Source organism: Pseudomonas sp. PDM18, assembly GCF_014852585.1.
In the GTDB taxonomy this organism is placed as follows: domain Bacteria; phylum Pseudomonadota; class Gammaproteobacteria; order Pseudomonadales; family Pseudomonadaceae; genus Pseudomonas.
The window spans coordinates 37,383-57,307 of record NZ_JACVBX010000012.1; the positions used below are offsets into that span (position 1 = coordinate 37,383).

Consider the following 19,925-nt stretch of genomic DNA (forward strand, 5'->3'; position numbering starts at 1 on the left):
GCTTATCACTACCAGGTCAGACTTCGGGGCATTCCCCGCTAACTTCCGACAGGTCACGTTCGGCGAGCTTGCAATGAGGGGGAGTCCATATACGGACGCTAGCTCCTTCAGGAGGGAAAAGGCGTCGTTTGGCCTGGAACGTGAATAGTTCGTGCGAGAGACACTGAGGAAATCGGTTTGGCTGACTAGACGATCCAGCGCGTCAAATCTGCTGAATTGGCGCAGATTGGTGTGGCTTTGTCGTTCAGTTGACACCGGTAGCATTATGTCTGCGCGCCAGCGCCGATTGAAAGCAGTGGGTGGCACAGTCAGTTATGCACCCCGCACTGCTGCTCTTTATGCGAGCCTGCGGCCCCTTAGGCGCTGCGCCGTATGTGCGCCGACACGACGTCGTAGGCCTCGCGCTCGCCGAGGTTGTTGGCGAGCGCGGTCAGCGTGTCGGATGTATGTAGGTCTAACCAGCTACCGTCGGCATGATGTTCTTGACAGTGAGCTGAACGAAACGCTCTCGATACCAGTCATGCCACCAACGGGAGTGATGCTTGCGTGCTTGGGATTTACGACGCTGAAGTTCAGGGTGCTGCCAGAGGTGGGCTACGCTTTTCTGCGAGCAAGCCGCGCGTAGGACACAAGGATGAGCCGCATCGTTATAGCCGATCCGCACCCGTACATTCGTGAGGCGCTACATCAAAGGCTCGAGCGCTCCGGCCACGAGGTAGTCGGCATCTCTGGCGACGGACGGGAATCGCTGAGTCTAGTGCAACGCCTGCAGCCGGACTTAGTGATCCTTGACCTGGATCTGCCACGTCTTGGCGGGCTGGAGCTGCTGCGGCGGTTGCGCGCAGAAAAGCCCCACCCAAAAGTGCTCGTCTTTACCAGCCTGTCAGGTGCGCACTATTACGAAGCAAGTCAGCAGGGTGGCGCAGCTGGCTTCGTCCACAAGGACAGCTCACCCAGCGACGTGGACGATGCCGTGAAGATGGTGCTCAGCGGACACAAGGTCTTCCCTGCCCACCTCGCGGGCACTACCGCAGAAGGATCAACTCAGATCGAGCACATCACTCCCCGTGAGCTGACGGTGCTGCAGTATCTTGCCCAAGGTTATCGAATCAAAGACATCGCCGACGAGCTGGCCATCAATGACCGCACCGTCAGCACCTACAAGACACGCCTATTAGAAAAGACACAAACCAGCTCCCTGATTGACCTAGTGGCGGCTGCCCATGCCCGGGGATTGCTGAGCGACCAGCAGATCAACCACCTGGCCCACGAGCCGATGCATTCGACCGCAGGAACCAATGACCTGGAGCAGTTACTGGAGATACTGCCGAACGCCGTTAGCCTGTGGAACGCAAAAGGTGAACTGCTGGCCTGCAACCGGCGCTTCGCCGAGGTGCACCGGCGTGGCAAGGCCGAGCTAATCGGCCAGCGCATCTTCGAGCTGGGCATGACGGAGCCAGGGCACATTGCCCGCGCCAAGCAGGAATTCCTCAATGGCGCCGCCGGCGGTGCTCCTTTCTCGCTTGTCGCCGCCGGCCTGCTGGACGGTGAAACGCTCACCTACCACCTGATCGGTGTACCGCTTAAGGACGATGCTGGTTCGCCGATCGGGGTGATGTGCTCCTACGCCGACGTCACCGAGCAACAGCATTACATCGAGCGCCTGCAGGAGTCCAAGGCCTACCTCGAATCGATCTTCGCCAGCCGCGCGGAGCTGCTGCTCAGCGCCGGTCGCGACCTGCTGCAGGAACTCGAAGCGCTGGATGCGCTGCTGTCCGAAGGCCGCTCGCGCCATCCGCAGGAGACTGCGCTGGTGGAGGCCCTTCCGCGCGTCGACCGAATGCGCGACAGGATTGAGGTGCTGCTGGAACTGATCCAGATGGAGCGCGGCAACATGTTGACCGTTCCGCGTTCGGAAGAACTCAACCGCCTGACGCGCAAATCATTGGATATAGCCCACCCTGACCAGGCCTTCATCCCGGAAGACCAGGAGCATTGGGCCTGGATCGACCCGAACCGCTACCAGCGTCTGTTGCGCATTCTGACGCAGTGCTTCGACAAGTCAGGCCTGCCGCAGCTCGAAGTGCGGGCGGAGTCGGCGTTACTGCCATTCGCCGAGATCACATGGCGGTTGCTTTTCGTCACCACAGACGGCACCCCCGTGCAAGACCGACTTGCCGGGATAGACCGCCAGGCCGGATGGCAACTTGCCCGGCGTCTGTGCGGCATGCTGGGTGGCGAGTTGCGGATTGGCAGCGATAGCCAACCAGAAGTCGCTGCATTGATCCAACTCAAACTTCCCAAGGGAAATCCCCGCATCTAGTGCCCCCACTACAGCGCTATCAGGCACCCACGATGTGATTGCCGCCCCCCCGAACCGATGCTCGCTCCATAGCCTTCTCATGGAGACGCATCATGAAAACCGTCGACCGCACCGCTGCTTCGCCCACTTCGAACTGTACCCTCGCGCACCTGCGCCGTTCTCACCTGGCGCAAGCGATCAGTCTTGTTCTAGCCAGCGTGTTCAGCCTGCGGGTCATCGAGGCCGAAGCCGAGGACAACGTCACCGAAACCGATACCGACGACCTTAATCTGCCGTCCGAGGCCGGCGCCGTATTCGAATCCACCGCGCCCTCCTACCTCGACCTCGCGCTGCAAGCGGCCCATGAGGCACCGGCAATCTTCGCCAATCGAACCCTGCTCGGTGCGCCGGCGCCCATCACGGTCACCACCAGCGGCGGAATCGGGGTCAGCACCGGCGTCACCACTGACACCACCATCCGGTTAGGCGGCGCCAGCACCACCGGCGTGAAAACCAGTGGCGACGTCACCTTCAACCAGGGACGCATCGAGAATATCGCCACCACCGCAGCGACGGCCAAGAGCCAGACCGGCGCCGAGGCAACCGCCGGGAAAACCCTCACGATCAGCGACAGCAGCATCGTGCTGGACCCGAAAACCACGGCCAGCGTGGCCATCACCACCAACGACCTGACTGGCGTGCGAGTGAACGCCAACGGCGCAGCGCACCTGACCGGCACGCAGGTCGTGGTTGGCGGTGGCGCAAAAGGCAACAACAACCACGGTGTCGTCGTCACCCAGGGACAACTGGACATGCGAGGCGGCTCGGTGAGCACCCAGTCCTGGGGTGGTATCGGCATATCCCTGGAAGGCGGCGCGCACGCGCGCCTGGATGACGTCGCCGTCGCCACTACTGGCGTTCGCAGTACCACCACCGGCGGCGCTCACGGTGTTCGAGTGAGCGGCGCCAGCACGCTCACGGCCAACGGCGGCACCATTGCGACCAGCGGCGGTTCCGCCTATGGGCTGCGTGCGGACCAGGGCGCGACGTCCGCCTTGAACGACATCAGTGTCACCACCGCCGGCGGCAACGGCCACGGCGTGCTGGCGGATGACGCGCGGGTGACCTTGTCCGGCGGCGCGATCAGCACCACCGGCAAAGGCTCCGTGGGCGTCTGGGCGCGTAACGGTGCAGAAGTCACCCTAAGCGGCAATACGCAAATTCATACCAGCGGCGCAGCGGTCTCCGCAGCCACTCCAGTAGACGACGAAAAATCCCTGAGTCTGAGCCACGGCCTGCTGGCCAATGGTGCGGGTACGTCCATCGATGCCGACGGCGTGGCGCTCGACATCGCTGCCGGCAGCGCCAGTGCGGCGCGCAGCGAGGACGGTGCACAGATTACCCTGCGCAATGCGGACATCGATGTAAGCGGCGGCGCAACCTCCACCGCCACGACTGCCGCCCTGCACGCGCTCTCCGGCAGCCGGATCGACATGGCCGATTCCACCCTGGATGCCACAGGCACCAATGTCGGCGGCATTCGCGCCGAGGGTAACGGCAGCCAGGTGCGGATGAGCCACAGCCAGGCGACGATCAGCGGCGCGGGCAGCGCTGCTAATCCGGCAGCCGGCGCGCGGGCGATGTCCGGCGGTAGCGTTGAACTGGACCACGCCACTCTCAATGTGCATGGCCTGACCTATGGGCACGGTGTGTCCCTCGAAGGTGCAGGCTCCAGCGGCGCGATCAGCCACTCCACGGTCACTGTGGACGGCAACCGCTCCATCGGCCTCAACATTAGCGGCGGGGCCAGCGCAAGGGTGGATGCCAGCAGCATTTCGGTGGATGCACCGTCCGGCGCCGTAGGACCCTGGTCGCCCGGCGTGCTGGTGGATGGCGCGGGATCGACCCTGCAAATGTCCGGCAGCGACGTGCACACCACACCCAAGACCAGCTACGGCGTACAGGTGCGCGAAGGCGCCGATGCCACGGTGATCAACGGCAGCATCACCACCGAGGGCAACTATTCCACCGCACTGGCCGCCGGTAGTTCTTCCAGCACCGCGCCGCGCTCGACCCTCACCGCCAGCAACCTAACCGTCACCACCCATGGCAACGACAACGCCATGGGCATCGTCGCCGACCTGGGCGCCACCGTCGTCGTCCATGGAGGCTCGGTCACCACCACCGGCAGCGGCTCGCCGGTGGCCAGCAACCTGACCTTTCCCCACGGCCTTGCCGCCCGCAATCCCGGCGCGCTGCTGATTGCCGACGGCACCAGCGTGCTGACCCAGGGTTCGCAAGCCTACGGCGCCGCTGTTGACGACGGCGGCAGCATGATCCTCGATAACCTTAGCGTGAAGACCGAAGGCCAGTATTCGGTCGGGCTGTACGCCGGCATCGGCTCAGCCAAGCCGGGCACGGTCGGCCTGAGCGCCAGCCACGTGACGGTGCAGACACTGGGAGATCACGCCAGCGGAGCCATGGTCAGCCGGCAGTACAAGAGCGAGACCGCAACGCTGGATCTCAAGGACAGCAGCATCTCCACCCAGGGCATGGGTTCCCACGGGCTGCGGGCCGAATCCGGCGGAGCATTGAGTGCGAGCAACAGCGCCGTCAGCACGCAAGGCAAACAGGCCACTGGCGTGTTCGCCAACAACACCGCCAGCGCTCGCCTGGACGGAGTGAGCGTGAATACCCAAGGCGATTTCGGCCACGGCGTGGTGGCCCGCCAGGGTGGCAGCGTCGACGCCGAGTCTGTCGTGGTCGCCGCCCACGGCGGGCAATCGGCGGCGCTCTACGTGCAAGGCACCGATGCGCTCCCCGGGCAGGTACGCATGGACCAGGCCACGCTGGGCAACCGCGACGGTGCCACTATCGCCACGGCCGGCGTCGCGGACATCGCCCTGAGCCACAGCCTCGCCGGCGGCAGCGGCCAATGGCTGAACGTGGACAGCTCGGTGGCCAGCGATGGCACCAGCGTTCCGGACATGGGCACTGGCCAGTGGCAAGGTATCGGCAGCAGCCAGGATGCTGCCGGCCAGGCGCGCCTGGACCTGTCATCCTCCGTGGTCACCGGTACGGCGAAAACCGCCAGCGGCGCCCACTCCGACGTCACCCTGCGCGACACCAGCCTCTGGCAGCTCACCGGTGACTCCAACCTGAGCAGCCTGCACAACGATTCCAGCCTGATCGACTTCAGTTCCGAGGGTGGCTACAAGCGGCTCACCGCCAATGACTACCACGGCGCCAACGGCACCATTGCCCTGAATACCTACCTGTTTAAGGACGACTCGCCGTCCGACCAGTTGGTGATCGATGGCGGCAAGGCCACCGGCGAGAGCAACCTGCGCATCAAGAATGCGGGCGGCCCCGGCGCGCTGACCGAGGGCAACGGCATCAAGGTGGTAGACGCCGTCAACGGGGGCACCACGCAAGCGGACGCCTTCCACTTGCTCAACCGGGTCAAGGCCGGCCCGTATGAGTACACGCTGCATCGCTCAAGCCTCGACGACAGCAACGGCGAAGCCTGGTACCTGCGCTCGACGACGGACGCCAACCCCGTCGATCCGGTGGACCCGGTGGACCCGGTGGATCCTGTTGATCCCGTCGACCCAGCCAATCCAGTCGATCCGGCGGACCCTGTGACACCCACTGACCCAGTCACCCCGGTCACACCAGACACCCCTGCGCCAACACCGCAAATCCCCAATTACCGTGCAGAGACCTCGCTGTACAGCGCCCTCCCCGCCATGGCGTTGAGCTACAGCCGTGCCCTGGTCGACACCCTGCACGAACGCGTCGGCGAGGAGCGGCGCAACGCCACTGACCCACTGCCCAGCGAAGATACCGACACCTACGGCCCCTCGCTCGGCTGGGGCCGGCTGATCTACCAGAAAGGCCGCGACAGCCTCCCCAGCGGCACAGACTACGACTACCGCATCCAGGCCTTCCAGGTCGGCGCCGACCTCTATCGCAACGAAGACACCGACGGCAGCACGGACCAGGCAGGGCTGTCACTGCAGGCCGGGCGCATCAAGGGCAACGTCGATCACACCGACGGCCAGGGCGCCGGAGACGATACCCTGCGCTCCTATGGTATCGGCGGCTACTGGACCCACTTCGGCCCCAAAGGCTGGTACCTCGATAGCGTACTGCAATTCAACCGCTTCGACATGCAGGCCCGCGCCAATGACGCCGATCCACTGAAGACACGCGGGCATGGCGTCACGGCCTCGCTGGAAGCCGGCTACCCGCTCAAGCTCAACCGCGACAAGACGCTCCACCTCGAACCCCAGGCCCAGGTGATCGCCAGCCGCCTGAAACTCGACGACGCCCATGACGATGCCGCCGATGTCCGCTTCGAAGACGTCGACTCCCTCACCGGCCGGTTGGGCGTGAGGATCGACAAGGACTGGTTCCGCACGGACGACAAGGGGCAGATCCATCGCACCAACGCCTGGGTACGTCCGAGCGTCTGGCATGAGTTCGAGGGCAAGGCCAAGACGGAGTTCTCCTCGGCCAACGGCTACATCCCCTTCGGCACCGACATGGATGGCACCTGGGGCGAACTGAACCTGGGCGTGGATTACCAGCTTAACGACCGGACGAGCGTCACCGGCTCACTGGGATACCAGAAATCGCTCGATGGAGAAGGCCGTAGCTACGAAGGCGTACTAGGTATCAAGGTGAAGTTCTGAAAACCTACCCTCTGACCGGCGGGGCGCCAATAGGGCGTCCCGTTAGGATCATTTATCTGCAACCTGGTGAGCGTCTTGCAAATCTCCCTCACCACGTGGTGTTATCAGCCGCCCTATCCCGCTCATAATTCGTTCGCCCAACCCGCCATCGCGTATGCGATGCGGGTCGCCTAGAGAGAAGCAAAGACGTCAGCTATGGGTTGGTAGCAGCCGTGTTACTGCTAATGATCAAGGTTCGTCCTTAGCAAACGAACCATGGCCCGTTCGCCCTCTGGCCTTCTACTCAAGCGTTGCTCCTCTCATGCGCAACTTGCGCCCCCAAATAAGCGAGCCCATGACAAACGAGACGGATCTATTCACTCAGCGAGAATAAGCACCCAGGTAGCGATTGATGCCCCACAAGAGGATGAACAGCGAGGCTCCGGCCAGCGGAGCCTCGCGCTGGAAACTCAGATCGCCTTTTCCAGCTCTGGTATCAGCTCGAACAGATCGCCAACCAAGCCGTAGTCGGCAACCTGAAAGATCGGCGCCTCTTCGTCCTTGTTGATCGCAACGATCACTTTCGAATCCTTCATGCCCGCCAGGTGCTGGATGGCGCCGGAGATACCGACGGCCACGTACAGCTGCGGAGCAACGATCTTGCCGGTCTGGCCGACCTGCATGTCGTTCGGCACGAAGCCGGCGTCGACCGCGGCGCGGGATGCACCGACGGCAGCGCCCAGCTTGTCGGCCAGGGAATAAAGGATGCTGAAGTTGTCGCCATTGCCCATGCCGCGGCCGCCGGAAACGACGATCTTGGCAGCAGTCAGTTCCGGACGGTCGGACTTGGCCAGCTCTTCACCGACGAAGGCGGACTTGCCGGCATCGGCCGGGCCGGAAACAGCTTCAACAGCGGCGGAACCACCTTCGGCAGCAACGGCGTCGAAGCCGGTGCCACGCACGGTGATCACTTTCACCGCAGCCGAGGACTGCACGGTAGCGATGGCATTACCGGCATAGATCGGGCGCTTGAAGGTGTCGGCGCTGACCACTTCGATGATTTCGGAGATCTGGTCGACGTCCAGCAGGGCGGCAACGCGCGGCAGGAAGTTCTTGCCGTTGGTGGTAGCGGCGGCCAGCACGTGGCTGAACCCACCGTCTTTCACAAGAGCAGCGATCAGTGGAGCCACATTCTCCGGCAGCTGGTGAGCATAGGCAGCGTTGTCGGCGACAAGCACCTTGGCAACACCAGCGATCTTGGCAGCGGCTTCAGCCACGCCACCGACGTTCTGGCCAGCGACCAGCACGGCGATGTCACCACCGATCTTCTGCGCAGCAGCAACAGTGTTCAGAGTGGCAGCGCCCAGTGCGCCGTTGTTGTGCTCAGCGATTACCAGGATAGCCATCAGATTACTTTCGCCTCGTTCTTCAGTTTCTCGACCAGTTCGGCAACGGACTTGACCTTGATGCCGGCGCTACGGGCAGCCGGAGCTTCGACTTTCACGGTCTTCACGGTGGAAGCGGTGGAAACGCCCAGGGCGTCCGGGGTCACCACGTCCAGCGGCTTCTTCTTCGCCTTCATGATGTTGGGCAGCGACGCGTAGCGCGGCTCGTTCAGGCGCAGGTCGGTGGTGACGATTGCCGGCAGGTTCAGGGCAACGGTCTGCAGGCCGCCGTCGATTTCACGGGTGACGTTGACCTTGTCGCCAGCCACTTCGACCTTGGAGGCGAAGGTGCCCTGGGCGTAGCCGGTCAGCGCAGCCAGCATCTGGCCGGTCTGGTTGTTGTCGCTGTCGATGGCCTGCTTGCCGAGGATGATCAGTTGCGGCTGCTCCCGGTCCAGCAGCGCCTTCAACGCCTTGGCGATGGCCAGCGAACCTAGCTCCGCCTCACTCTCCACTAGTGTGGCGCGGTCGGCACCCAGGGCTAACGCGGTACGCAATTGTTCCTGGGCTGCGCTCGAACCGACGGTGACCACCACCACTTCACCGGCGATGCCCTGCTCTTTCAGGCGCACCGCCTCTTCCACGGCGATCTCGCAGAAGGGATTGAGGGCCATTTTCACGTTGGCCAGGTCGACGCCGGATTGGTCCGCCTTGACGCGAACCTTGACGTTGAAGTCGACCACGCGCTTGACGGCAACGAGGACTTTCATCTGGGGACTCCCTAAAAAAACCGGACCTAGTGGCCCGGAAAAATATATGGACAGATTCCAAGGTGAACCGGCCCAAACCAGCCGCCGCAATATAGGACTGGCTTCGGCAGGTTCTCCCCTCCCCCTAAGGGAGGCGGTGGCGGACGCCGCAAGGGGCGACCGCACAGATACGCCATGGACTCAGTCGCGAGGATTGCTCGCCATAGGCATGGGTGAAGAGCGCCCCTTCCTTGGCGATACGGTCGATGTTCGGCGTCTCGTAGCCCATCATCCCCTGGTTGTAGGCGCTCAGATTGAAGTAGCCGATATCGTCGCCGAAGATCACCAAGATGTTCGGTTTGTCGGTGGCGTGGACAAGACAAACCGCGTCCGCCAGCGCGGCCGCCAGGCAAGCCTGGCAAAGCGTTTTCCGCTTGTTTTCGTGCGTCTTCTCGGCAGGTTGGGGGTGCGGCCACCCGCCCACCGGGCCGGAGCTGGCCGCTCGCCGGCGATACTAGTTTCCGGCTGTCCCGCGAGAGCCCCGCTATTGGAGGGGGCAGCCCCTGACGCCCGTGCGCCCCCTCGCCACGGGGGGCGGGGGACAGCGCGCCGCGCCTTACCCTGCCCGCCACATGGCCGGTCGGCGTGAGGGCGCTCCACGCAAGGCACCTTCCCGTCGGCGGGCCATCCCTCGCCTGCCGCCCTCCCCCCTAGCATCCCCCCCTCTCATAAAGGGAGGACCGCCGCGGGTGGCATTCCTGATTCACTGCCACACCGGCCGGCCCCGCGCCGCCAACCCGCCATTCGCGCCTGCCGCACCAAGACCGACGAGGGACAGATGACCGATCAACTGCTCAACGAACGCGAGCTGGACTTTCTGCTCTACGAGCTGCTCGACACCACCGCGCTGCTCGAACGCTCGCGCTACGCCGAACATGATCGGGCCGTCTTCGACGCGACCCTGCGAACGGCGCACGGCATCGCAGCCGAATACTTCGCTCCGCACAACCAGAAGGGAGACCATGAGGAGCCGACTTTCGATGGCGAACGGGTCCGCCTAATCCCGGAAACCAAGCGCGCCTGGGACGCCTTCGCCGAGGCCGGCTTCCTCGCCGCGCACCACGACGGCGCCGACGGCGGCCTCCAACTGCCAGAGGTGATCCTGCGGGCCAGCATGGCGTACTTCAATGCCGCCAACATCGCCACCGTCGCCTACTCCTTCCTGACCATAGGCTCGGCCAACCTGGTGAAGAGCTTCGCCAGCGACAACCTGCGCGAGCGCTTCCTGCCGGCCATGCTCGACGGCCGCAGCAGCGGCACCATGGCGCTGACCGAACCCGGCCAGGGCTCGGCCCTGGGCGACCTGCGTACCACCGCGCGTCCCGCCGCCGACGGCAGTTACCGGATCTTCGGCCAGAAGATGTTCATTTCCGGCGGCGACCACGACCTGACCGAGAACATCGTGCACATGGTCCTCGCCCGCATCGAAGGCGCACCGGCCGGCACCAAGGGCATCTCGCTGTTCCTCGTGCCCAAGTTCCTGGTCGATGCCGACGGCAATCCGAGCGAGCGCAACGATGTGGCTCTCGCCGGCCTGCTGCACAAGATGGGCTACCGCAACACCACTTCGACGGTGCTCAACTTCGGCGAGCAGGACGGCGCCATCGGCTACCTGGTGGGCGAGGCCAACAAGGGCCTGTCCTACATGTTCCAGATGATGAACGAAGCGCGCATCGGGGTCGCCCTGGGCGCCTCGGTGCTCGCTTACCAAAGTTTCGTGTACGCGCTCGACTACGCCCGCGAGCGCCCGCAGGGGCGCCTGCCAGGCGCCAAGGATCCGCTGGCCCCACAGGTGCGCATCGTCGAGCACGCCGACGTGCGACGCATGCTGCTGCAGCAGAAGGTCTACGCCGAAGGCAGCCTCGCCCTCTGCCTGTACGCCAGCAGCCTGTTCGAGGATGCGCATACCGCGCCCACTGCCGAGGAGCGCCAGAACGCCGGCGAGCTGCTCGACCTGCTGATCCCGATGGTCAAGTCCTACCCCTCGCGCTACGGCGTAATCGCCTCGGACATCGGCATCCAAGTCCTCGGCGGCTCCGGCTACATCCGCGAATACCCGCTGGAACAGTTCTACCGCGACAACCGCCTGAACCCGATCCACGAAGGCACCGAGGGCATCCACGGCCTCGACCTGCTGGGGCGCAAGCTGGGCCAGCGCGACGGCGCCGGCTTCCGCCAGTTCCTCGCCCTCACCCATTCAGCCATCGAGGCCTCACATACCGATGCCCGTTGTGCCGACCTCGGCGCGGCGCTGGGCGTCGCGCTGAATCATCTGCAACAGGCGACCACCGCGCTGCGTGAGCAGGTGGCCGCCGATGCCAACCTCGGTCTGGCCAACGCGACCAGCTACCTCGACCTGTTCGGCCGCGTGGTCGTCGGCTGGCTGTGGCTGCGCATGGCCGGCATCGCCAGCCGCGCTCTGCAGACCGGCGCCACCGGCAGCGAGGCCGACTTCTACCACGGCAAGCTGCAGGCCGCCCGCTACTTCATGGACTGGGAGCTGGCGCCGACCCAGGCGCTGACGCGCCTGCTCATCCAGGGCAACCGGGTGAGTTTCGACATGCAGGACCGCTGGTTCTGACCCGGCCCCATCAGGAGAGAAAACCTCATGACTGCCCTTGTTCACTACCGATTGGACGGCCAGCTGGCCCTGATCGGCCTGTCCCGCCCCCCGGTCAATGCCCTCGGCCAACCGCTGCGCGCGGCCCTGCTGGAAGCCTGCGAGCGCGCCGCCGCCGATCCCGCGGTGGCGGCAATAGTGGTGCACGGCACCAACGGCCTGTTCAGTGCCGGCGCCGACATCAGCGAATTCGGCAGCGAAGCGTCGTCGGCCGCACCCGATCTGCCCGGCCTGCTGGTTCGCCTCACCCGCATCGACAAGCCGCTGGTCGCCGCCATTGGCAAGCTGGCCCTGGGCGGCGGCCTCGAGTTGGCCCTGGCCTGCGGCTACCGCATCGGCGAGCCACAGGCCCGACTCGGCCTGCCGGAAATCAACCTCGGCCTGCTGCCCGGCGCCGGCGGCACCCAGCGCCTGCCACGGCTGATCGGCGCCGAGTCGGCGCTGAACATGATCCTTTCCGGCAAACAGGTGGATGTCCAGCACGCACACCTGATGGGCATCATCGACCGCCTGGCGGATAACCCCGAAACACTCATCGAACAAGCCTGCGCCTATGCCCGCGAGCTGCTCGCGCAAGGCGTCCCGGCACAACCAGCCGCCCGCTACCCCAGCCCCGCCGTCGATTTGCCAGAGGGCTTCTTCGCCGGCTTCCGCGCCGAACAGGAGGCACGCTGGAAAAGCCGTCTGGCGCCGCGCCTGGTGCTCGCAGCGATAGAGGCCGCCTGTCTGTTGCCGCTCGAGGAAGGCCTGGCGCGCGAGCAGGACCTGTTCCGGCAAGCCGAGGCTTCGCGCCAGTCGGCTGCGCTGCGCCATGTGTTCTTCGCCGAACGCGAGGCCGGGCGTATTCCCGGCATCGACCCTGCGCTCGACATGCGCCCCATCGCCAAGGTCGCGGTAATCGGCGCCGGCACCATGGGCGGCGGTATCGCCATGAACTTCGCCAATGCCGGCATCCCGGTGGTGATGCTGGAACAGAAGTCCGACGCCCTAGAACGCGGCCTGTCCAATGTGCAGCGCAACTACGAGATCAGCGTCAAGCGCGGCAAGCTGAGCCAGGCCGAGCTGGAGAAACGCATGCGCCTGCTGCAAGGCAGCCTTGAATATGCCGACATCGCCGATGCCGACCTGGTGATCGAAGCGGTGTTCGAGAAGCTCGAGATCAAGCAGCAGGTGTTCCGCACCCTCGACGAGGTGTGCAAACCAGGGGCGATCCTTGCGACCAACACCTCCAGCCTCGACGTCGATGCCATCGCCGCGGTGACCTCACGCCCGCAGGACGTCATCGGCCTACACTTCTTCAGTCCGGCCAACGTCATGCGCCTGCTGGAAGTGGTGCGCGCCCGCCGAACCGCGCCGGACGTGCTGGCCACCACGCTCAAGCTGGCGCGGCGGATAGGCAAGTTGCCGGTGGTTTCCGGGGTGTGCTTCGGCTTCATCGGCAACCGCATGCTCGAACCCTACGCCCGCGAGGCGATGCGCATGGTGCTGGAAGGCGCCTCGCCGGCGCAGGTCGACGGCGTGCTGACCGGGATCGACCTGAACATGGGCGTGTTGAGCATGCTCGACCTCGCCGGCATCGACGTGAACTACCTGGTGCGCCAGGCCAACAAGGCCGCTTTCGCCGACGACCCCAGCTATTGCCGCCTGGGCGACGAGCTCTACGCCATGGGTTGCTACGGCCAGAAGAGCAGCTTTGGCTTCTACCACTACGAAGGTCGCCAGCGCCTGGACGACCCTACTGTGGAGAAGGTCGCCGAGCGTCTCGCCGGCGAGCTGCAGATCCCGCGGCGCTCGCTCGCCCCCCAGGAAATCCACGACCGCTGCCTGTTCATGCTGATCAACGAAGGCATCCAGCTGCTCGACGAAGGGATCGCCCTGCGCGCCAGCGACATCGACCTGGTGTGGATCAACGGATACGGCTTCCCGGCGCACCTGGGCGGCCCGATGCACTACGCCGAGCAACTGGGCCTGGACCAGGTGCTCGACGGCATCCTGCGCCTGCAGGCGAGCCTGGGCAGCCACGGGCAGCGCTGGTTCAAGCCCGCGCCCCTGCTCAAGCGCCTGGTCGCCGCCGGCCGCACCCGCATCGAGAAATTCTGACTTTTCCGCCGCCACCTCCAGGTGGCGGCCCCGTTGCAAGGACAATTCCATGAAAGAAGCCGTCATCCTCTCCACCGCCCGCACGCCGATTGCCAAGGCCTTCCGCGGTGCCTTCAACCACACTCCGTCGCCGAGCATGGCCTCCTTCGCCATCCGCGCTGCGGTCGAGCGCGCCGGCATCGACGCCGCCGAGATCGAAGACCTGGTGATGGGCACCGGCATGCCGGCCGGCACCGCCGGCTGGAACCTCGGCCGCATGAGCGTGCTTGCGTCCGGCCTGCCACTGTCGGTCAGCGGCCAGACCCTGGACCGCCAGTGCGCTTCCGGCTTGATGGCGGTGGCCACCGCCGCCAAGCAGATCATGGTCGATGGCATGCAGGTCACTATCGGCGCCGGCCAGGAGCACATCTCCCTGGTGCAGAACCGCCACATGGAATGGGTTGGCGAGTTCCACGATCGCCTGGTGCTGCAGAACGAGCCAAACGCCTATATGCCGATGCTGCAGACCGCCGAACGGGTCGCCGAACGTTACGGCATCAGCCGCGAGGCCCAGGACGAATACGCCCTGCAGTCGCAGCTGCGCACAGCGGCCGCGCAACGTGCCGGCCTGTTCGAGGGCGAGATCGTGCCGGTCAGTGTGATCAAGCTAGTGGTCGACAAGGCCACCGGCGCCACCGGCTACGAGAAAGTCAGCCTGTCGCTCGACGAAGGCAATCGCCCGCAAACCGCACTCGCCGACCTGCAGAAGCTCAAGCCGGTCATCGAAGGCGGCTGCATCACCGCCGGCAATGCCAGCCAGCTCTCCGACGGCGCCGCCGCCTGCGTGCTGATGGAGGGCCGCCTGGCCGAGCAGCGCAATCTCGAACCGCTGGGCGCCTATCGCGGCATCGCGGTGGCCGGCCTAGCACCCGAGGAAATGGGCATCGGCCCGGTCCTGGCGGTGCCCAAGCTGCTCAAGCAACACGGCCTAAAGGTCGACGACATCGGCCTGTGGGAGCTCAACGAAGCATTCGCCTGCCAGGTGCTTTATTGCCGCGACAAACTGGGCATCGACAACGACAAGCTCAATGTCAATGGCGGTGCCATCGCCATCGGCCACCCCTACGGCATGAGCGGCGCACGCATGATCGGCCATGCCTTGCTGGAAGGTAAGCGCCGGGGCGTGAAGCACGTGGTGGTGACCATGTGCGTCGGCGGCGGCATGGGCGCGGCCGGCCTGTTCGAGGTGTTCTGATGAGCAACGAACTCTTTTCCCTCGCCGGCAAGACCGTACTCATCACCGGCGCCTCCAGCGGCATCGGTGCGCACCTAGGGCGCGTCGCTAGCCGCGCCGGCGCCCGCGTGGTGCTCGCCGCGCGCCGCGTGGAACGCCTCAACCAGCTGGCCGCCGACATCGGCTGGGACGGCGGCACCGCGCTGGCAGTCCCCATGGACGTGACCTGCCGGCAAAGCGTCGAGGCTGCCTTCAACGCCGCCGAGGAGGCCTTCGGCGTGGTCCACGTGGTGCTCAACAACGCCGGCGTCGGCAACGGCCAGCGCGCTCTTGAGGTCAGCGAGGAAGAATGGCGCCATATGCTGGCCACCAACCTCGACGGCGTCTGGCGCGTGGCCCAGGTGGCCGCCCAGCGCATGGTCCGCGCCGGCGCGCCGGGCAGCATCGTCAATATCGCCTCGATGCTCGGCCTGCGCGTGGGCACCGGCTACAGCCATTACTGTGCTGCCAAGGCCGGCGTGGTGCAGCTGACCAAGTCGCTGGCACTGGAACTGGCGCGCGAGCATATCCGCGTGAACGCCATCGCCCCGGGCTACTTCAAGACCGAGATGACCGACGCCTTCTTCGACAGCGAGAAGGGCCAGGCCTACATCCGCGCCGCCGTGCCCCTGCGCCGCCTGGGCCAACTCGAGGAGCTGGAAGGTCCCTTCCTGCTCCTGGCCAGCGCTGCCGGTGCCTTCATGACCGGCAGTGTGCTGGCGGTCGACGGCGGCCATCTGGTCGGCAGCCTCTGACCTCACGCGCCGCTCGTGCACGGGCCCGCCCCTCCCTTTGCGGGGGGACGGGTCGGTGCGGCTCCTTGCAATGCTTCCTCCGGTTGTAATCCCACCACCACCGGAGGCCATCATGAAGATCAACTTCGCCCGGATCATGGGCCAGGTCGCGCAGCGCCATGCCGACCAGGAAGCCCTCGTGAACATCGAGCGCAACCGGCGCTACAGCTTCGAGGAGCTGCACGGCCTGACCAACCGCATCAGCCACCTGCTGCATGTCCGACTGGGCCTGGGGCGCGGCGACGTCGCCCTGTGCATCCTGGAGAACGACAACCTCTCGCTGCTGCACGCCTGGACCGCGTTCAAGGGCGAGGCAGCCCTGGCGCACACCAACTTCCGCGACGCCCTCGACGAGCACCGCTGGCAGATCGAGTTCCTCCGCCCACGGGTGATCTTCATCGAGACCGTGCTGCTGGAACGCTACGCCGAGCTGCTGCGAGCGAGCGAAGCCTGCGTGGTGTGCATGGACCCGCCGCCGGCCGACCAAAGCGCCGCTCTGTACTTCTGGGACCTGCTCGAAGGCCTGCCGGACAGCGAGCCGGACGTCGAGTCCGATGACCGAGACGACATCCTCCTCTACCGCTTCACCGGCGGCACCACCGGCCGCAGCAAATGCGCCCAGTACAGCATCGACAACTGGCTGGCCGCGCGCGACTCCATGTACGCCGACAGCGAGCAGAGCGAGGCGCTCAACGCGACCACCCGCTACCTGCAGATCGCCCCCATCAGCCATGGCGCCGGACTCTCGCTGCTGCCCACGCTGTTCCGCGGCGGCTGCACCCTGACGCAGAACACCACCGACCTGAAGGCCTGGTGCCACAACGTCGAGCGCGAGCGGGTCACCACCAGTCTGATGGTGCCGACCCTAGTCAACGGCCTGCTGGAGCTCCCGGAAGCGACGCAGCACGACCTCTCCAGCCTGAGCACCCTGTACTACGGCGCAGCGCCCATGAGCCCGGCCAAGCTGGAACGGGCGCAGGCGCGCTTCGGCAACATCTTCTACCAGCTGTATGGCTCGACCGAATGCGCCCAGGCGGTCTGCACCCTGACCAAGGCCGATCACCTGACGGCCATCGCGACCGGCCGCCTCGCCTCGGCCGGCCGGCCGACCACCGGGATCGAACTGAGGGTGGTCGACGACACCGGCCAGTGCCTGCCCCCGGGCGTCACCGGCGAGATCCTGCTGCGCGGTCGCGGCACCATCTGCGGCTACTTCCGCAACCCACAGGGCACGGCGGCGGAGTTCGTCGACGGTTTCTGGAAATCCGGCGACCTGGGTTACCTGGACGAAGCCGGTTACCTGTTCATCGTCGATCGCAAGAAGGACGTCATCATCAGCGGCGGCTTCAACGTCTACGCGGTGGAAGTGGAGTCCAGCCTCAACGCGCATCCGGCCGTATCGCTCTCTGCCGTGGTAGGGGTACCTCATGGCCACTGGGGCGAGTCGGTGCATGCCGAAGTGGTGCTCAAGGAAGGTGCCAGAGTCACTCAGGATGAACTGATCGAGCATGTCAGGGAGCGCCTGGGTAGCCTGAAGGCGCCCAAGACTCTGACCTTCGTCGAGGCCTTGCCACTGAGCGCGGTCGGCAAGGTCTTGCGTCGCCAGGTCCGCGAGAAGTACTGGAAGGACCAGGTGCGCCGGGTCAGCTGATCGGTAGCGCGCCACGGAGCCTACAGAGGCTCCGCGGCGACAGCAAAAAAAGACAGACCCGCATTACGCGGGTCCGTCTTCAATGGGGGAAACGAATGCCTCAGCGGATACCGCTACCCGCCAGGCTGTCCGGGGTCCACATGTTGTCGGAGCTCATGGTCGGCGACACTTTCAGGCCGCCCAGGCTCGGCCACTGGTTGATGTAGTAGCTGCCTGCGATCAGGTCGTAATGACCGGTGGTGGTAGTGTTGATCGCCGACGCATCGTAGAGCGGGGTCAGGTAGGCGAAGCCCGGACGCCACAGCTGGCCATGACCGTCGTACTGGTCATTGGCGAGCACGGCCCAGCTGTCCTCGTCGACGTAGAAGGTGCGCTTGGCATAGATGTGCCGCTCGCTCGGCTTAAGGGTCGCTTCCACTACCCACACGCGGTGCAGTTCCCAGCGCACGAAATCGGGGTTTATGAACTTGTTGCCGAACACCTGATCGGCGTTGGCTGCGTAGTTGAAGCGATAGGTGTTGTACGGAACGTACAGCTCCTTCTTGCCGGCCAGCTTCCAGTCGTAGCGATCCATGCGACCGTTGAACAGGTTGACGTCGTCGACCGTGGACATGCCCGAGGTACTGGGGTTCGGGGTGTCGTAGGCTAGGTCCGGCGCCAGACGTACGCGGCGCTGTCCCGGCAGGTACTGGTAGGCGCGGCGGCCCTTCAGGCCATCGACGTTCTCGAAGGTCATGATCGCCTCGCCGGCGCGACGGGCCGGGCCAGTGTAGTTGGCGCGGGCCCGGTTGTAGATCACCGGCGACTCCTCCTTGTGGTCATAGAACGGACTCTCGATGGTCCATACGCCCTGGGTGGAGAGCACGCGCTTGCCGGCCGCGTCGATGTTGAATGCCGAGTACTTCGGCATCACGAAGGAGATGCCCTGGTAACGTGCGATGTGGTTGAGCATCACCTCAATACCGCTTTTCGGGATCGGGAAGGGAATCCCGCCAGCGGCATCGACCGGCGTGTAGCCGTCGGCGGCCAGCTTGGCGCCGGTGGCGTTCTTGATGGTCTTGTCGAGCACCGACTGCGGGTAAGCGACCGTTCGATGGGTGGGATATACGTCCATGCGGAAGCCCGGCAGCTTCTTCACCAGGGCCTTCGCGCCCTCGCTCATCTTGGCTGCATAGGTGTCCACGTTCTTCGCGTCGATGGTGAACAGCGGTTTCTCGCTGGCGAAGGGATCGGGGCGAATGCCCGACGCCGCGTCGAACCCCGCTGGCGGGGTGGTCAGGCCGCCAGCATAGGCCGGGATGCTGCCATCCGAGCTGCCCGCTTTTTCGGCGCCGATGGCCGTCAGGTTGCTGCCTAGTGCCTTGGCCTCGTCGGCCGAAACGGCCGCATGGAGCACGCCTGCATGCGCGGCCAGGATGCTGGCCGCGATCAGGGTTCTTGTCAGTCTATTCATGTCTCCACCTTCTCATCTTGTATTTTTGAACGTCGCGTACAGCGCGCCACACAGCTTCCGGGAGCCGCCACCATCGCCCCCGGCCGGCACCACCATGGGCGGCTACGTAGACCGGGCAGGAACAGGCTGTCGATAAGCCGCCGGCGCAGTGGCAGCGCGACAGCACGCGCCTCGACGCGGTTGGGTCGAGCCCGATTCCTGGCTTATGTTTTATCCAAGGCTCCGCTTCCCCCGCCCCCCCCGATAGGCATGGGGTGGGAGGGGACGGGCGGGCGCCACTGCCGTGCAGTCGATCGGACGATCGGACGATCGGAAAACTCCCGACGCAAATGCAATGACGCCGCAACCCTCGCGGATTGCGGCGTCATTGCTGCCCAGGCGGGAGGGCGCAGCGGCCCGTCCTGCAGGCCTCAGGCGAACACGCGGAGGATGGTTTCCGCCACGCAGGCAGGCTTGCTCGCGCCTTCCACCTCAACGGTCATTTCGTAGGTGATCTGCGCGCCATTGCCTTCCAGCGGCTCCCAGGCCAGCACCTTGAAGTGCCCGCGCAGGCGGCTGCCGACTGGCACCGGCTGGACGAAGCGCACCTTGTTCAGCCCGTAGTTCAGGCCCATCTTGACGTTGCGGATCTCGAAGGCGTCGGTCATCAAGGGCGGCAGCAGGCTGAGGGTCAGGAAGCCATGGGCGATGGTGGTGCCGAACGGGCCCTTGGCCGCGCGTTCGGGATCGACATGGATCCACTGCGAGTCGCCGGTGGCCTCGGCGAAGGTGTCGATTCGCTTTTGGTCGATGGTCAGCCAGTCGCTAGTGCCGACGACCTGGCCGACCAGACCCTGTAGTTCCGCGATGGTTTCGTAGCTTTTCATTGTTTTCACTCAAAGGG

Annotated in this window: 12 protein-coding genes; 7 read left to right on the plus strand and 5 right to left on the minus strand. The window is 65.2% G+C overall.

Going from position 1 to position 19,925, the window contains the following annotated elements; translation table 11 throughout:
• Window positions 1–634: 634 nt before the first annotated feature.
• Entirely contained in the window at window positions 635–2,323 is a 1,689-nt protein-coding gene (locus IB274_RS22255; RefSeq protein ID WP_138212027.1) for a response regulator, read from the plus strand.
• Window positions 2,324–2,415: 92 nt separating this feature from the next.
• A complete protein-coding gene (locus IB274_RS22260) occupies window positions 2,416–6,999 on the plus strand; it encodes an autotransporter outer membrane beta-barrel domain-containing protein (RefSeq protein WP_138212026.1) in 4,584 nt (1,527 codons plus the stop codon).
• A gap of 449 nt (window positions 7,000–7,448) precedes the next feature.
• Here IB274_RS22260 and IB274_RS22265 read toward each other — a convergent pair whose 3' ends face one another.
• The 3 genes from IB274_RS22265 to IB274_RS22275 all read right to left on the minus strand — a co-directional run bounded on the left by IB274_RS22265 (window position 7,449) and on the right by IB274_RS22275 (window position 9,458).
• The gene (locus IB274_RS22265) at window positions 7,449–8,384 is read right to left on the minus strand and encodes an electron transfer flavoprotein subunit alpha/FixB family protein (RefSeq protein ID WP_138212025.1); all 936 of its coding nucleotides are present in this window, start codon (window positions 8,382–8,384) and stop codon (window positions 7,449–7,451) included.
• Complete coding sequence (locus IB274_RS22270; RefSeq protein WP_138212024.1) at window positions 8,384–9,133, minus strand: electron transfer flavoprotein subunit beta/FixA family protein; 750 nt, start codon at window positions 9,131–9,133, stop codon at window positions 8,384–8,386. The genes IB274_RS22265 and IB274_RS22270 overlap by 1 nt, the downstream gene beginning before the upstream one ends.
• Window positions 9,134–9,257: 124 nt before the next feature.
• A complete protein-coding gene (locus tag IB274_RS22275) occupies window positions 9,258–9,458 on the minus strand; it encodes a hypothetical protein (RefSeq protein ID WP_412548444.1) in 201 nt (66 codons plus the stop codon).
• A 492-nt stretch (window positions 9,459–9,950) separates the two neighbouring features.
• Here IB274_RS22275 and IB274_RS22280 point away from each other — a divergent pair, with 492 nt between their 5' ends.
• From IB274_RS22280 to IB274_RS22300, 5 genes are all read left to right on the plus strand, one after another.
• Window positions 9,951–11,753, plus strand: coding sequence for an acyl-CoA dehydrogenase (locus IB274_RS22280; RefSeq protein WP_138212023.1), 1,803 nt, complete (start codon window positions 9,951–9,953; stop codon window positions 11,751–11,753).
• Window positions 11,754–11,780: 27 nt separating this feature from the next.
• Window positions 11,781–13,892 (plus strand): 3-hydroxyacyl-CoA dehydrogenase NAD-binding domain-containing protein, encoded by a 2,112-nt coding sequence (locus IB274_RS22285; RefSeq protein ID WP_138212022.1) that lies wholly within the window; start codon window positions 11,781–11,783, stop codon window positions 13,890–13,892.
• Between the two features lie 49 nt (window positions 13,893–13,941).
• Window positions 13,942–15,126 carry an acetyl-CoA C-acyltransferase gene (locus IB274_RS22290; protein WP_138212021.1) on the plus strand — a complete coding sequence of 395 codons (1,185 nt, stop codon included), beginning with the start codon at window positions 13,942–13,944 and terminating at the stop codon, window positions 15,124–15,126.
• Window positions 15,126–15,899, plus strand: a complete 774-nt coding sequence (locus tag IB274_RS22295; protein WP_138212020.1) for an SDR family NAD(P)-dependent oxidoreductase — start codon at window positions 15,126–15,128, stop codon at window positions 15,897–15,899. Before IB274_RS22290 ends, IB274_RS22295 begins: the two co-directional genes overlap by 1 nt.
• Before the next feature lie 112 nt (window positions 15,900–16,011).
• Window positions 16,012–17,589 (plus strand): class I adenylate-forming enzyme family protein, encoded by a 1,578-nt coding sequence (locus IB274_RS22300; protein WP_138212019.1) that lies wholly within the window; start codon window positions 16,012–16,014, stop codon window positions 17,587–17,589.
• 100 nt (window positions 17,590–17,689) lie between these two features.
• Here IB274_RS22300 and IB274_RS22305 read toward each other — a convergent pair whose 3' ends face one another.
• A complete protein-coding gene (locus tag IB274_RS22305) occupies window positions 17,690–19,042 on the minus strand; it encodes a DUF1329 domain-containing protein (RefSeq protein ID WP_138212018.1) in 1,353 nt (450 codons plus the stop codon).
• Window positions 19,043–19,452: 410 nt separating this feature from the next.
• On the minus strand, window positions 19,453–19,908 hold the full coding sequence (locus IB274_RS22310) for a MaoC family dehydratase (protein ID WP_138212017.1): 456 nt from the start codon (window positions 19,906–19,908) through the stop codon (window positions 19,453–19,455).
• Between the last annotated feature and the right edge of the window lie 17 nt (window positions 19,909–19,925).